The organism is Nocardioides plantarum (genome assembly GCF_006346395.1).
In the GTDB taxonomy this organism is placed as follows: Bacteria; Actinomycetota; Actinomycetes; order Propionibacteriales; family Nocardioidaceae; genus Nocardioides; species Nocardioides plantarum.
This window is the reverse complement of sequence record NZ_VDMS01000001.1, coordinates 51,383-66,595: the sequence shown is the minus strand read 5'-3', so window position 1 is coordinate 66,595 and position 15,213 is coordinate 51,383. Positions and strand designations below refer to the sequence as shown.

Annotated in this window: 12 protein-coding genes; all 12 read left to right on the top strand. The window is 73.0% G+C overall.

The features are described 5' to 3' along the window. The first annotated feature begins 53 nt into the window (after window positions 1-53). The 12 genes from hrpB (at window position 54) to metK (ending at window position 14,758) form a co-directional block, all read left to right on the top strand. Window positions 54-2,528, top strand: a complete 2,475-nt coding sequence (gene hrpB, locus FJQ56_RS00320) for an ATP-dependent helicase HrpB (RefSeq protein ID WP_140007235.1) — start codon at window positions 54-56, stop codon at window positions 2,526-2,528. Between the two features lie 65 nt (window positions 2,529-2,593). Continuing rightward, on the top strand, window positions 2,594-3,793 hold the full coding sequence (carA, locus tag FJQ56_RS00315) for a glutamine-hydrolyzing carbamoyl-phosphate synthase small subunit (RefSeq protein WP_140007234.1): 1,200 nt from the start codon (window positions 2,594-2,596) through the stop codon (window positions 3,791-3,793). Next, window positions 3,793-7,125: a carbamoyl-phosphate synthase large subunit gene (gene carB, locus FJQ56_RS00310; protein ID WP_140007233.1), complete on the top strand. Its 3,333-nt coding sequence runs from the start codon at window positions 3,793-3,795 to the stop codon at window positions 7,123-7,125. The genes carA and carB overlap by 1 nt, the downstream gene beginning before the upstream one ends. After that, window positions 7,122-8,174 (top strand): quinone-dependent dihydroorotate dehydrogenase, encoded by a 1,053-nt coding sequence (locus FJQ56_RS00305; protein ID WP_140007232.1) that lies wholly within the window; start codon window positions 7,122-7,124, stop codon window positions 8,172-8,174. Before carB ends, FJQ56_RS00305 begins: the two co-directional genes overlap by 4 nt. Further along, a complete protein-coding gene (locus FJQ56_RS00300) occupies window positions 8,161-9,330 on the top strand; it encodes an alpha-hydroxy-acid oxidizing protein (RefSeq protein ID WP_140007231.1) in 1,170 nt (389 codons plus the stop codon). Before FJQ56_RS00305 ends, FJQ56_RS00300 begins: the two co-directional genes overlap by 14 nt. Before the next feature lie 97 nt (window positions 9,331-9,427). Further along, a complete protein-coding gene (pyrF, locus tag FJQ56_RS00295; RefSeq protein ID WP_140007230.1) occupies window positions 9,428-10,249 on the top strand; it encodes an orotidine-5'-phosphate decarboxylase in 822 nt (273 codons plus the stop codon). Further along, the gene (locus FJQ56_RS00290) at window positions 10,246-10,710 is read left to right on the top strand and encodes a hypothetical protein (protein ID WP_140007229.1); all 465 of its coding nucleotides are present in this window, start codon (window positions 10,246-10,248) and stop codon (window positions 10,708-10,710) included. Before pyrF ends, FJQ56_RS00290 begins: the two co-directional genes overlap by 4 nt. A gap of 119 nt (window positions 10,711-10,829) precedes the next feature. Beyond that, window positions 10,830-11,153: an integration host factor, actinobacterial type gene (mihF, locus tag FJQ56_RS22325; protein WP_211350709.1), complete on the top strand. Its 324-nt coding sequence runs from the start codon at window positions 10,830-10,832 to the stop codon at window positions 11,151-11,153. Next, entirely contained in the window at window positions 11,150-11,737 is a 588-nt protein-coding gene (gmk, locus tag FJQ56_RS22320) for a guanylate kinase (protein ID WP_246083920.1), read from the top strand. Before mihF ends, gmk begins: the two co-directional genes overlap by 4 nt. Window positions 11,738-11,806: 69 nt before the next feature. Then, window positions 11,807-12,133 carry a DNA-directed RNA polymerase subunit omega gene (gene rpoZ, locus FJQ56_RS00280; RefSeq protein WP_140007228.1) on the top strand — a complete coding sequence of 109 codons (327 nt, stop codon included), beginning with the start codon at window positions 11,807-11,809 and terminating at the stop codon, window positions 12,131-12,133. Window positions 12,134-12,256: 123 nt separating this feature from the next. Beyond that, the gene (gene coaBC, locus FJQ56_RS00275; protein WP_246083919.1) at window positions 12,257-13,453 is read left to right on the top strand and encodes a bifunctional phosphopantothenoylcysteine decarboxylase/phosphopantothenate--cysteine ligase CoaBC; all 1,197 of its coding nucleotides are present in this window, start codon (window positions 12,257-12,259) and stop codon (window positions 13,451-13,453) included. Window positions 13,454-13,555: 102 nt separating this feature from the next. Further along, entirely contained in the window at window positions 13,556-14,758 is a 1,203-nt protein-coding gene (gene metK / locus FJQ56_RS00270) for a methionine adenosyltransferase (protein ID WP_140007226.1), read from the top strand. The last annotated feature ends 455 nt before the right edge of the window (window positions 14,759-15,213 follow it).

The window sequence follows — 15,213 nt, the reverse complement described above, 5'->3', positions numbered from 1 at the left end:
GATCACGTCGTGACATCGGTCGCCAGCTCACCGCCGCCCGGGCCAGGGCCCACGTGACCCCCCTCCAGCGGCTCCTGGCCCACCCGCCCGACCTGCCCGTCGCGGCCGGTCTCGGCGAGGTGGCGGACGCCGTCCGCGCGCGTGGGGTGGTGGTCGTCCAGGCACCGCCGGGCTCGGGCAAGACCACGCTGGTCCCGCCCGCCGTCGCCATGGCGACGGGTGGTCGTGTCGTGGTCACCCAGCCGCGCCGGATCGCGGCGCGCGCGGCGGCGTACCGGCTGGCCTCGCTGCTGAGCGAGCCGGTCGGGCAGACGGTCGGGTTCACGGTGCGCGGCGAGAGCCGCACCAGCGACGCGACGCGGGTCGAGATGGTGACCACGGGCGTCCTGCTCCGGCGGCTGCAGCGCGACCCCGAGCTCGCCGGCACCGCCGCGGTGGTGCTCGACGAGGTGCACGAGCGGCAGGTCGAGGCCGACCTGGTGCTCGCGCTGCTCGTCGACGTACGGCGCCACCTGCGCGACGACCTCGTCGTCGTCGCGATGTCGGCGACCGTCGAGGCCGAGCGCACCGCCGGCGTCCTCGACGCCGACCGACCGGCCCCGGTCGTCGACGTGCCGGGCTCGCTGCACCCGGTCGCCCGCCACTGGAGCCCGCCGCCACCCGGCGTGCTCCCACGTGACGAGCGCGGGGTGACGCCGGCGTTCCTCGACCACGTCGCGGCGACGACCCGCCGGGCGCTGGCCGAGCAGCCCGGCGACGTGCTGGTGTTCCTGCCCGGCGTCGGCGAGGTGGGCGGCGTCGTACGACGCCTCGGCGGCCCGGGAGCCGCCGACCTCGACGTCCTCGAGCTGCACGGGCGCCTGGACGCCCGCGACCAGGACCGCGCGCTGACGCCCGGCGCACGACGGCGCGTCGTCGTCTCGACGGCCGTCGCCGAGTCGTCCCTCACGGTCCCCGGCGTCCGCTCGGTCGTCGACGCCGGGCTCGCGCGCCGGCCCCAGACCGACCACGCCCGCGGACTCGCGGGCCTGGTCACCGTGCGCGTGAGCAAGGCCGGTGCCGACCAGCGCGCCGGTCGCGCGGGCCGCGAGGCCCCCGGCGCGGTCTACCGTTGCTGGTCCGAGACCGACCACGCCCACCTGGCCGACCACCCCGAGCCCGAGGTCGTCACGGCCGACCTCACGTCGTTCGCCCTGGAGCTGGCGGCCTGGGGGAGTCCCGACGGTGCCGGGCTCGCGCTGCTCGACCAGCCGCCGGGCCCCGCCATGACCGCGGCCCGCGAGACCCTCCGCACCCTCGGCGCCGTCGACGACGACGGCGCCGTGACCGGCCGCGGTCGCGCCATCGCCCGGGTGCCGGCCGACCCGCGCCTGGCCCGCGCCCTGCTCGACGGCGCGGTCGCCGTCGGCAGCCGGCGGGCCGCCGAGGTCGTCGCCCTCATCGGCGAGGACGTCCGCGCCCCCGGCGCCGACCTCGCCGCCGCGCTGCGCGAGGCCCGCCGCAACAACCGCCCCTGGCGGGCCGCCGCCCGCCGCCTCGAGGGGCACGTGCCGGCCGGCGCCGGCGAGCCCGGCGCGGGCGACGACCTCGCCGTGGGGCTCGTCGTGGCCCTGGCGTTCCCCGGACGCCTGGCCCGGCTGCGACCCGGCGGGGCGTCGTACGCGACCGTGGGCGGGACCGGCGCGGTCCTGGCCCCCGGCTCCCCGCTCGCCGGTACGCCGTGGCTGGCGGTCGCCGACGCCGACCGGCGCCCCGGGCAGCGGGACGCCACGATCCGAGCCGCCGCCCCGGTCGACGAGGCCACGGCGCTGGAGGCCGCGGCTGCGCTGTGGCACGAGGCCGACGTCGTCACCTGGAGCAACGGCCGCATCAGCGCACGGCGGGTCACCCGGCTCGGCAGCATCGAGCTGTCCTCGGCCCCGCTGGCCCACCCCGACCCGGCCGACGTCGCCACGGCCGTCGCCGACGCGCTGCGCCGCGACGGGCTCGGCGTCCTGCGCTGGACCCCCTCGGCGACCGCGCTGCGCGCGCGCCTGGCCTTCCTGCACCGCGCGATCGGTGCCCCCTGGCCCGACGTCTCCGACGACGCGCTGCTCGACCGGGCCGCCGACTGGCTCGACGGCAGCGACCCCCGACGCCTCGACCTCACCCAGGCCATCCGCCGGCTGCTGCCCTGGCCGGAGGCGGCGCGCCTCGACGAGCTCGCGCCCGAGCGGCTCACCGTCCCGAGCGGGTCGACGGTCGCCCTCGACTACGGCGCCGACCAGCCCGTGCTCGCCGTACGCCTGCAGGAGGTCTTCGGCTGGACCGCCACGCCCCGCCTCGCCGACGGCCGGGTCCCGGTCCTGCTCCACCTGCTGTCACCGGCCCGGCGACCGGCCGCCGTCACCGCCGACCTGGCGTCGTTCTGGGCCACCGGCTACGCCGCCGTGCGGGCCGACCTGCGCGGGCGCTACCCCAAGCACGCCTGGCCCGAGGACCCGCTGTCCGCGGCGCCGTCCCGGGGCCCCGCGAGGCGTCCGCGCTGATAACATCCCGACTGCTCGAACATCCTTTAACGATCCGTCCTGTGAGGCGGAGAAGGAGGTACGGCGTGCCCGTGCATGCACCCGCGATCCTGGTCCTCGAGGACGGTCGCACCTTTCGTGGCGACAGCTACGGCGCCGAGGGCGAGACCTTCGGCGAGGCGGTCTTCAACACCGGCATGACCGGCTACCAGGAGACGCTCACCGATCCGTCCTACCACCGCCAGGTGGTGGTGATGACGGCTCCCCACGTCGGCAACACCGGCGTCAACGACGAGGACCCTGAGTCCTCCCGCGTCTGGGTGGCGGGCTACGTCGTGCGCGACCCCGCCCGGGTCCCCTCGAGCTGGCGGTCGGTCCGCACCCTCGACGACGAGCTGCGCGCCCAGGGCGTCGTCGGCATCTCCGGCGTCGACACCCGTGCGCTCACCCGCCACCTGCGTGAGCGGGGCGCGATGCGCGTCGGCATCTCCTCGACCGAGACCGACCCGGCCGCGCTCCTCGAGCGCGTCCTCTCCGCAGGCGAGATGGCCGGCAGCGAGCTGGCCAGCGAGGTCTCGACGCCGTCGACCTACGTCGTGCCGGCGCTCGGCGACAAGCGGTTCACCGTCGTCGCCCTCGACCTCGGCATCAAGACGATGACGCCCCACCGGATGGCCGAGCGTGGGATCGAGGTCCACGTCGTGCCCGCCACGGCGACCCTCGACGAGATCACCGCTCTCCAGCCCGACGGGCTGTTCTACTCCAACGGGCCCGGCGACCCGGCCGCGACGACCCACCAGGTCGAGGTGCTCCAGGGCGCCCTGGCCCGGGGCCTGCCCTACTTCGGCATCTGCTTCGGCAACCAGCTCTTCGGTCGTGCCCTCGGCTTCGACACCTTCAAGCTCAAGTACGGCCACCGCGGCATCAACCAGCCCGTCATGGACCGCACCACCGGCAAGGTCGAGGTGACCGCCCACAACCACGGCTTCGCCGTCGACGCGCCGCTCGACGGCCCGACGACCACGCCCTACGGCGTGGCGACCGTCAGCCACGTCTGCCTCAACGACGACGTCGTCGAGGGCCTCGAGCTGCGTGACGAGAGCGGTGCTCTCAAGAGCTTCTCCGTGCAATACCACCCCGAGGCGGCTGCCGGTCCGCACGACGCGGCCTACCTCTTCGACCGGTTCGTCGACCTGATGGGGTCCCGACAGGCTCGACCGACGACGGGCTCGGTGATCGAGCCTGTCGAGATCCCCTCGACCGACGTGGACGGGAAGGCTCTCTGATGCCCAAGCGCACCGACCTCAAGTCCGTGATGGTCATCGGCTCCGGGCCGATCGTCATCGGCCAGGCCTGCGAGTTCGACTACTCCGGCACCCAGGCCTGCCGGGTCCTCAAGGAGGAGGGCATCCGGGTCATCCTGGTCAACTCCAACCCGGCGACGATCATGACCGACCCCGAGTTCGCCGACGCGACCTACGTCGAGCCGATCACCCCCGAGTACGTCGAGAAGGTCATCGCCAAGGAGCGCCCCGACGCCCTGCTGCCCACCCTCGGCGGCCAGACGGCCCTCAACGCGGCCATCGCGCTGCACACCAACGGCGTGCTCGAGAAGTACGACGTCGAGATGATCGGCGCCAGCTTCGAGGCCATCCACCGCGGCGAGAACCGCGAGCTCTTCAACGCGATCGTCGCCAAGGTCGGCGGCGAGACCGCGCGCAGCCGCGTCTGCCACACCCTCGCCGACTGCGAGGCGGCCGTCGCCGAGCTCGGCTACCCGGCCGTCGTACGCCCGTCGTTCACCATGGGCGGCACCGGCTCGGGCATCGCCTACAGCGAGCACGACCTGGCCCGGATCGCCGGTGCCGGCCTGGCCGCGAGCCCGACCACCGAGGTGCTGATCGAGGAGTCGATCATCGGGTGGAAGGAGTACGAGCTCGAGGTGATGCGCGACAAGGCCGACAACGTCGTCATCGTCTGCTCCATCGAGAACGTCGACCCGATGGGCGTCCACACCGGCGACTCCATCACCGTCGCGCCCGCGATGACCCTGACCGACCGCGAGTACCAGCACCTGCGCGACCTGGCCATCGGCATCATCCGCGAGGTCGGCGTCGACACCGGCGGCTGCAACATCCAGTACGCCGTCAACCCGGCCGACGGTCGGGTCATCGTCATCGAGATGAACCCGCGGGTGAGCCGGTCGAGCGCGCTCGCCTCCAAGGCCACCGGGTTCCCGATCGCCAAGATCGCCGCCAAGGTGGCGATCGGATACACCCTCGACGAGATCGCCAACGACATCACCCAGGAGACGCCCGCGGCGTTCGAGCCGACGCTCGACTACGTGGTCGTCAAGGTGCCGCGGTTCGCGTTCGAGAAGTTCCCGGGCGCCGACCCGGTGCTCACCACCCACATGAAGAGCGTCGGCGAGGCGATGGCCATCGGCCGCAACTTCACCGAGGCGCTGCAGAAGGCGCTGCGCTCGCTGGAGTCGGCCGACGCGCCGTTCGACTGGAGCAAGGAGTGGGTCGACCTCGACAAGGACGCGCTGCTCGCCGAGATCGCGGTGCCCCACGACGGTCGGCTCAAGAAGGTGATGGACGCGATCCGCGCCGGCGCGACACCCGACGAGGTCTTCGACGCCACCAAGATCGACCCGTGGTTCCTCGACCAGCTCGCGCTGATCAACGAGGTCGCCGCCGAGGTGACCGCCGCGCCCGAGCTCACCCCCGGGCTGCTGCGCCTGGCCAAGCGTCACGGCTTCTCCGACGTCCAGCTGGGCAAGATCCGCGGGATGACGCCCGACGTGGTCCGCGGCGTACGCCACGCCCTGGGCATCCGCCCGGTCTACAAGACCGTCGACACCTGCGCGGCCGAGTTCGCCGCCAAGACGCCCTACCACTACAGCTCCTACGACGAGGAGACCGAGGTGACGCCGCGCGAGAAGCCGGCGGTGATCATCCTCGGCTCGGGACCCAACCGGATCGGGCAGGGCATCGAGTTCGACTACTCGTGCGTGCACGCCTCGCTCGCGCTGAGCGACCCGTCGATCCCGGGCGGCGGCTACGAGACGATCATGGTCAACTGCAACCCCGAGACCGTCTCGACCGACTACGACACCTCCGACCGGCTCTACTTCGAGCCGCTCACTCTCGAGGACGTCCTCGAGATCGTCCACGCCGAGCAGCAGGCCGGTCCGATCGCCGGCGTCATCTGCCAGCTCGGCGGCCAGACGCCGCTCGGGCTGGCCCAGGGCCTGGCCGCCAACGGGGTCACGATCGTCGGCACCTCGCCCGACGCGATCGACCTGGCCGAGGACCGCGGCGCCTTCGGCCGGGTGCTGGCCGAGGCCGGGCTCGTCGCACCGCAGCACGGCACCGCCACGTCCTACGACGAGGCGCAGAAGATCGCCACCGAGATCGGCTACCCGGTGCTCGTGCGCCCGTCCTACGTGCTCGGCGGGCGCGGCATGGTGATCGTCTACGGCGACGACACCCTGCGCACCTATCTCGACAAGTACGTCGCCGCCGGCCTGATCAGCCGCCAGGCGCCGGTGCTCATCGATCGGTTCGTCGACGACGCCGTCGAGGTCGACGTCGACGCGCTCTACGACGGCGACCAGCTGTTCCTCGGGGGCGTCATGGAGCACATCGAGGAGGCCGGGATCCACTCCGGCGACTCCTCCTGCGCGCTGCCGCCGATCACGCTCGGCGCGCGCGAGGTCGACCGCATCCGGGTCGCCACCGCGGCGATCGCCCGCGGGGTCGGCGTACGTGGGCTGATCAACATCCAGTTCGCCCTCGGCTCCGACATCCTCTACGTCCTCGAGGCCAACCCCCGGGCCTCGCGCACGGTGCCGTTCGTGTCGAAGGCGACGGCGACGCCGCTGGCCAAGGCCGCGGCGCGCGTCATGCTCGGCGAGTCGATCGCCGACCTGCGCGCCGCGGGGCTGCTGCCGGCGACCGGTGACGGGGGAGCGCTGCCGCCCGACCAGCCGATCGCGGTCAAGGAGGCGGTGATGCCGTTCAACCGGTTCCGCACCCCCGACGGCCAGCAGGTCGACACCGTGCTGGGCCCGGAGATGAAGTCGACGGGCGAGGTGATGGGTCTCGACCGCGACTTCGGCACCGCCTTCAGCAAGTCGCAGGCGGCGGCGTTCGGCCCGCTGCCGACGGCGGGCCGGGTGTTCGTGTCGATGGCCAACCGCGACAAGCGCTCGATGATCTTCCCGGTCAAGGTGCTCGCCGACATGGGCTTCGAGATCCTCGCGACCCAGGGCACCGCCGAGGTGCTGCGCCGCAACGGCGTCGCGTGCACCGTCGTACGCAAGCAGCACGAGGGGGTCGGGCCGCAGGGCGAGCGGACGACCGTCCAGCTGATCCACGACGGCGAGATCGACCTCATCGTCAACACGCCCTACGGTGCGGGCAGCGGTGGCAACGTGCGCCTCGACGGCTACGAGATCCGCACCGCGGCGGTGATGGCCAACGTCCCGTGCATCACCACCGTGCAGGGGTTGGGCGCGGCCGTGCAGGGCATCGAGGCGATGCGGCACGGCGACATCGGCGTCCGCTCGCTCCAGGACTGGGCGCTCCTGCGCCAGGGCGTCACCGGGTGACGCTCTACGAGCGGGCCTTCGAGCACGGCCTGAGCCGGCTCGACGCCGAGCGGGCGCACCACCTCGGGTTCCGCGCGATCCGGGCCGGGGCGCCGCTCGTGGCCCGGTTCCCGCTGCGCTCGACGCCGGTCACCGCCATGGGCCTGAGGTTCGCCCACCCGCTGGGCCTGGCCGCGGGCTTCGACAAGAACGCCGTCGGCATCGACGCCCTCGGAGCGCTGGGCTTCGGCCACGTCGAGGTCGGCACCGTCACCGCCCGGCCCCAGCCCGGCAACCCGACACCGCGGCTGTTCCGGCTCGTCGCCGACCGGGCGGTCGTCAACCGGATGGGCTTCAACAACGAGGGGGCGCCGGCGGTCGCCGACCGGCTCGCCCGACGCGGGCATCGGAGGTCGGGCTCGTCGAGACCCGGACCCGTCCTCGGCATCAACATCGGCAAGACCAAGGTCGTGCCCGAGGACGACGAGGCAGCGGTCCTGGCCGACTACGGGCTCTCGACGCGCCTTCTCGCGCCCCACGCCGACTACCTCGTGGTCAACGTCAGCAGCCCCAACACGCCCGGTCTGCGCAGCCTGCAGGCCGTCGAGCGGCTGGGCCCGCTCCTCGCCCACGTACGCCGGGTGGCCGACGCGGTCAGCACCGCGCGGGTCCCGCTGCTGGTCAAGATCGCTCCCGACCTCGCCGACGACGACGTGCTCGCGGTCGCCGACCTGGCCCTCGAGGTCGGGCTCGACGGCATCGTCGCGACCAATACCACGATCAGTCGCGAGGGGCTGCGCAGCCACGCCGACCAGGTCGCCGGCGTCGGAGCCGGCGGGCTGTCCGGCCGGCCGCTGCGCGCGCGCTCGCTCCAGGTGCTCCGACTGCTGCGCGGGCGTGTCGGTCCCGACCTCACCCTGGTCGGGGTCGGGGGGATCTCGACCGCCGACGACGCACGAGAGAGGGTGGAGGCCGGCGCCGACCTCCTGCAGGCCTACACGGCGTTCGTCTACGGGGGCCCGACGTGGCCCCGCCGCATCGTGAAGGGACTGGACGATGGCCTTCGGTGACTACCAGCTCGAGCTCTACCTCGGGGCGCTGAGCGGCACCCTCCCGCCGCACCCCTTCGACCACGCCGAGCTCGAGGCCAACGCGCTGGCGGCCCTGCCACCCGAGCTGCGCACCTACGTCGCCGGCGGCAGCGGCACCGAGGGCACCCAGCGGGCCAACGTCTCGGCGTTCGAGCGGTGGGCCCTGGTGCCGCGGATGCTCAACGCCCACGCCGAGCGCGACCTGTCGATCGAGCTGTTCGGCAAGGCCCTGACCAGCCCGCTGCTGATGGCGCCGGTCGGGGTCGTCGGGCTCTGCACCCCCGACCAGCACGGCGACATCCACGCCGCGGAGGTGTCCGCGGCGACCGGCGTACCCCTCATCGGGTCGACGCTGATGAGCGACCCGCTCGAGGACGTGGTGGTCGCCACCGGCGACACCCCGGCGTGGTTCCAGCTCTACACGCCCAAGAACCGCGAGCTCGCCGCCAGCCTGGTCTCGCGTGCCGAGGCCGCCGGCTACGACGCCATCGTGATCACCCTCGACACGTGGGTCCCCGGCTGGCGCCCGCGCGACCTGGCCAGCGGCAACTTCCCCCAGCTGCGCGGCAAGGCCCTGGCCAACTACACCTCCGACCCCGTGTTCCAGGAGATGACCGGGCCCGACCCCGACCCCTCGACGGTCGTCTTCACGTGGGCCGGCACCTTCGGCAACCCCCTCACCTGGGACGACCTGCCGTGGCTGCGCTCGCTGACCTCGTTGCCGATCCTGCTCAAGGGCATCTGCCATCCCGACGACGCACGCCGCGCGATCGACGAGGGCGTCGACGGCATCTACTGCTCCAACCACGGCGGCCGCCAGGCCGACGGCGGGGGAGCAGCCCTCGACTGGCTGCCCGGCGTCGTCGACGCGGTCGACGGACGCGCCCCGGTCGTCTTCGACTCCGGCGTGCGCACCGGCGCCGACGTCGTCAAGGCGATCGCGCTGGGCGCCACCGCGGTGGCGGTCGGGCGCCCCTACGTCTACGGCCTCGCGCTCGGCGGGGTCCCCGGTGGCGTCCACGTCATCCGCTCCCTGCAGGCCGAGGCCGACCTGATCATGGGCGTCGACGGCTACCCGACGCTGTCCGACCTGACCCGTGACGCGCTGGTCGACCAGCACCGGAGGTCCTCGTGATGGGTCGCGAGACGCCGGTCGCGAGGTCCTGCGTCGCTCGCGCGACTCCTCGACCTCCCCGCGTGGTCCACCTCCTCGCAGGCTCGGAGGTGGCGCGGTGACCTTCGGAGCCCGGTTCGTCGCCGCCCTCGCCGAGCGGGGGCCCTTCTGCGTCGGCATCGACCCCCACGCCGCGCTGCTCCACGAGTGGGGCCTCGACGACGACGTCGCGGGCCTGGAGACCTTCGCGCTCTCGGTGGTCGAGGCCGTGGCGCCGCTGTGCTCGATGGTCAAGCCGCAGTCGGCCTTCTACGAGCGGTTCGGCTCGCGCGGCGTCGCCGTGCTCGAGCGCGTCGTCGCGGAGTCCCGTGCGGCCGGCGCGCTGGTCCTGATGGACGTCAAGCGCGGCGACATCGGCACCACGTCCCAGGCCTACGCCGACGCCTACCTCGACCCGGCGAGCCCGCTCGGCTCCGACGCGGTCACGGTCAGCCCGTTCCTCGGCTTCGGCTCGCTCGACCCGTTCGTCGACACCGCACGCAAGCACGACGGCGGTCTGTTCGTGCTCGCGCTCACCTCCAACAAGGAGGGTCCCGAGGTGCAGCACGCCCGCACCGACACCGGCGAGACCGTCGCCGACCGGATGCTCGACCACCTCCGCGCGCTCAACGCCGACGCCAGCCCGCTGGGCTCCTTCGGTGCGGTGGTGGGCGCCACCATCGGTGAGACCGGGGCCGACCTGGCCTTCAACGGACCGATCCTCGCGCCGGGCTTCGGCGCGCAGGGCGGCACCGTCGACGACATCCGTCGCATCTTCGGTGCCTCGGCGGGCCAGGTCGCGGCGAGCTCGTCGCGCGAGGTGCTGCGGGCCGGGCCCGACCACGGCGCGATGCAGGACGCCGTACGACGGGCCAACGACGACCTGCGCGGCCTGCGGTGACCACCCGGGGGGCCAGGGCCGGCGCGCTGGCGTCCGTCGTCCTGCTGCTGCCGCTGGTGACCGTCGGCTGCGGCGACGACGACCCGGTCGACTCCTACTGCGCGGTGGTGAAGAAGGAGCGGCCCGGGCTGGGCAAGCTCCTCGACGAGGGCAGCGGGTCCTCCGGGCTGCTTCCCGCCCTGCCGGTGTTCGAGCGTCTCGAGGACGCCGCACCCCGCGACATCGCCGACGACTGGTCGGTCGTCGTGCAGCGCCTGCGGGGCCTGTCCCAGGCCCTCGAGGACGCCGGGGCCGACCCGGCGTCGTACGACCCCGTCGACCCGCCCGACGGCGTCACCGCCAAGGAGCGCGAGGCCATCTCGCTCGCGGCCGGCAGCCTGGCCACCGAGGGCGTGGTGGAGGCCTTCGACAACGTCCAGCAGCAGGCCAGGGACGTCTGCGGGACCTCGCTGGTCCCGTAGCGCCACCCCCTCAGCGCATCATCAACGGGTGCATTGCCCCTCGCGGAGTCACCTGGCTAGTGTGACCCGCTAGCGGCTTCTCTGCTCCCGCCGCCCACCCCACCAGGAAGTCCCCGCACGTGGCCCTGCCCCCGTTGACCCCCGAACAGCGCCAGGCGGCGCTCGACAAGGCCGCCGCCTCCCGCCGCGAGCGGGCCGAGGTCAAGAACCGGCTCAAGAACTCCGGTGCCTCGATCATCGACGTGGTCACCGAGGGCCAGACCAACGAGGTCATCGGCAAGATGCGGGTCGTCGACCTGCTGCAGTCGATGCCGGGCCTCGGCAAGGTCCGGGCCCGCCAGGTGATGGAGCGCCTCGGCATCGCCGAGTCGCGTCGGGTCCGCGGCCTGGGCACCAAGCAGATCGCGTCGCTGGAGCGCGAGTTCGCGCCCGACGCTCCGTGAGCGGACCGATCACCCCCACGCGGCTCGTCGTGCTGGCCGGCCCCACCGCCGTCGGCAAGGGGACCGTCGCGGCCGCGGTGCGCGAGCGACACCCCGACGTGTGGATCTCGGTGTCGGCGACGACCCGGGCGCCGCGTCCCGGTGAGATCGACGGCGTGCACTACCACTTCGTCGACGACGCGACGTTCGACCGGCTCGTCGCCGACGACGAGCTCCTCGAGTGGGCCGTCGTCCACCAGCGTGCGCGCTACGGGACGCCGCGAGGCCCCGTCGACGTCTCGCTCGCGGCCGGCCGGCCCTCGATGCTCGAGATCGACCTGCAGGGCGCACGGCAGGTGCGCCGTACGATGCCCGACGCGGTCTTCGTGTTCCTCAAGCCGCCGTCGTGGGACGAGCTGGTCCGCCGACTGGTCGGTCGGGGCACCGAGGACGACGAGGAGCGGGCCCGTCGGCTCGACACCGCACGCGACGAGCTGGCCGCCGAGAGTGAGTTCGACGTGACCATCGTCAACCACGAAGTTCACGCTGCGGCCGACGAGTTGGTAGCCTTGATGATGCTCGGTCCCGAGCGCCACGACGCCTGACCCTTCAGGCGCGGTGAGCGCGGCTCCATCCGTTCCGAGCACATCCACCACCTTGAGTGAGGCTCACGCGTGTCTGCGCCCAACATCGATGCCGTCGGCGTCACCAACCCGTCGATCGACGACCTGCTGACCAAGACCGACAGCAAGTACAAGCTGGTCCTCTACAGCGCCAAGCGCGCTCGTCAGATCAACGCCTACTACTCCCAGCTGGGCGAGGGCCTGCTCGAGTACGTCGGCCCGCTGGTCGACACCCACGTGCAGGAGAAGCCCCTGTCGATCTCGCTGCGCGAGATCGCCGAGGACAAGCTCACCTGCACCGACGTCGACCCGGCCGAGCTCGCGGCCGAGGAGGCCGCTGCCAAGGCCGCGGCCGCCGACGCCGGCTACACCGAGTGATCTGCGACTGACCCGCTGACCACCAGCGACGCCACCGAGGCCGTGACCCCGACGGGGTCACGGCCCGATGCGTCTTCCGCACCCGCCCTCCCTGCCACGGCACCCGCCGACCGGCCCCGCGTCGTGCTGGGCGTGGCCGGTGGCATCGCCGCCTACAAGGCGTGCGAGCTGCTGCGCCGGCTCACCGAGTCCGGCCACGACGTCACCGTGGTCCCGACGGCCTCCGCACTGGAGTTCGTCGGCGCGCCCACCTGGGCGGCGCTGTCGGGCAAGCCGGTCCACACCGACGTGTGGAGCGACGTCCACCAGGTCCCGCACGTGCGCATCGGCCAGACCGCCGACCTCGTCGTGGTCGCGCCGGCCACCGCCGACCTGCTCGCCAAGGCGGCCCACGGCCTGGCCGACGACCTGCTCACCAACACCCTCCTCACCGCGCGCTGTCCCGTCGTGCTCGCTCCGGCGATGCACACCGAGATGTGGGAGCACGCGGCCACCCGCGCCAACGTGGCGACCCTGCGCTCACGCGGGGTGCTGGTGGTCGAGCCCGCCGAGGGTCGCTTGACCGGTGCCGACACCGGCAAGGGCCGGCTCCCCGACCCGGCCGAGCTGTTCGAGGTGTGCGTCGACGTCCTCGCTCGCGGGGCCGCGGCGTCCCTCGACCTGGCGGGCCGACACGTCGTGGTCTCCGCCGGCGGCACCCGTGAGCCCCTCGACCCCGTGCGCTACCTCGGCAACCGCTCCTCGGGACGCCAGGGTCACGCCCTGGCCCGGGCCGCCGCCGCCCGCGGCGCCGAGGTGACCCTCGTCGCGGCCAACGTCGAGCTCGCTGACCCCGCCGGCGTCACGGTCGTGCGGGTCGAGACGACCGCCGAGCTCCACGACGCCGTGGTGGCCCTGGCCGCCACGGCCGACGCGGTCGTCATGGCGGCCGCGCCTGCCGACTTCCGTCCGTCCGCCGTCAGCGGCGACAAGATCAAGAAGTCCGCCGACGGCTCGGCGCCGGCCATCGAGCTGGTCCAGAACGCCGACATCCTGCTCGAGATCTCGACCCAGCGGGCCCGACCCGGCACCGTGGTGGTGGGGTTCGCGGCCGAGACCGGCGACGCGACCGGCTCGGTCCTCGAGCTGGCCCGCGCCAAGCTGGCCCGCAAGGGCTGCGACCTCCTGGTCGTCAACGACGTCAGCGGCGGAGCCGTCTTCGGCAGCTCCGACAACGAGGCCGTGGTCCTGGCCGCCGACGGGTCGGCCCGGGAGGTGCCCCACGGCACCAAGACCGCGCTGGCGCACGTCATCTGGGACGAGGTCGCGCGGCGTCTGTGAGCGTCGATCGCCAGGATTCGCACCGTGAGACACGCGTCTTGCATCCTGGTCGTTGTCTAGGATTCCCCTGTAGTTTCACCCCGATCGAGAGCGAGTTCCACCGTGGCCGGACGCCTGTTCACCTCTGAGTCCGTGACCGAGGGTCACCCCGACAAGATCGCCGACCGCATCAGCGACACGGTGCTCGACTACCTGATGGCCAACGACCCCGACACCGACAAGCTCCGCGTCGCGGTCGAGACCCTGATCACCACCGGCCTGGTCGTCGTGGCCGGCGAGGTCCGCACCACGGCGTACGCCCCGGTCGCCGACCTGGTGCGCGGCGCCATCCTCGACATCGGCTACGACTCCTCCGACAAGGGCTTCGACGGCCTCACCTGCGGCGTCCAGGTCGCCATCGGTGCCCAGTCCAGCGACATCGCCCAGGGCGTCGACTCCGGCATCGAGCAGCGCGTCGGCTCCTCCGAGGACGAGCTCGACGCCCGCGGTGCCGGCGACCAGGGCCTGATGTTCGGCTACGCCTGTGACGACACCGACGTGCTGATGCCGCTCCCCATCGTGATCGCCCAGCGCCTGGCCGAGAAGCTCACCGAGGTCCGCAAGAACGGCACCATGCCCAACCTGCGCCCCGACGGCAAGACCCAGGTCACCATCGAGTACGACGATGCCGACCGCCCCGTCCGCATCGACACCGTCGTGCTGTCGACCCAGCACTCCGAGGACACCGACCTCGACAAGCTCCAGGCCGAGATCCAGCAGAACGTGATCGACCCGGTGCTCAGCACCTTCGACCTGCCCTCCGAGGGCTACCGGCTGCTCGTCAACCCGACCGGGCGCTTCGTCGTCGGCGGACCGATGGGCGACGCCGGCCTCACCGGCCGCAAGATCATCGTCGACACCTATGGCGGCATGGCCCGCCACGGTGGCGGCGCCTTCTCCGGCAAGGACCCCTCGAAGGTCGACCGCTCGGCCGCCTACGCCATGCGCTGGGTCGCCAAGAACGTCGTCGCCGCGGGCCTGGCCCGCCGGTGCGAGGTCCAGGTCGCCTACGCCATCGGCAAGGCCCAGCCGGTCGGCGTCTTCGTGCAGACCTTCGGTACCGGTGTCGTCAGCGACGAGAAGATCCAGGCCGCCGTGCTGTCGGTCTTCGACCTGCGCCCCGCCGCCATCCTGCGCGACCTCGACCTGCTCCGCCCGATCTACGCCAAGACCTCGGCCTACGGCCACTTCGGTCGCGAGCTGCCCGAGTTCACCTGGGAGAGGACCGACCGCGCCGACGCGCTGAAGGCTGCTGCGGGCGTCTGACCTCTCGTCGTACGCCGGCCGGGTCGGTCACCACACGTCGGTCGAGGTGCGAGGCGCCACGTCGGTCGAGGTGCGAGGCGCGCTAGCGCCGAGCCTCGAGACCGCCGCAGGGTCCTGCGGTCTCGAGCGACGTCTTCTGTCGTCGTAGATGTCGGGGTCGGGTCGCTGAGTCACCGCTCGCGGATCGAGGGGTGAGTTGGCGACCTTCTCGGGCCGGCGTTCGGTCGCCGTACCACCGCCCGGGCGAGGGGGCGGTGGCTGGCCGACGTGTCCGTGACGGGGTTCGGTCGCTGTGTCACCGCCCACCCGTCATGCGCCCCCGGGCCGAGGACCCCGATCGCGGCAGGACTCGGGTCGGGTGGGGTACGTCGGCTGCGGGGGTCTCGAGGCTCAGGCCTGGCGGCCTTCGCACCTCGACCGGCGTGGGGGTCGGGTCGGGTGGGGTACGTCGGCTG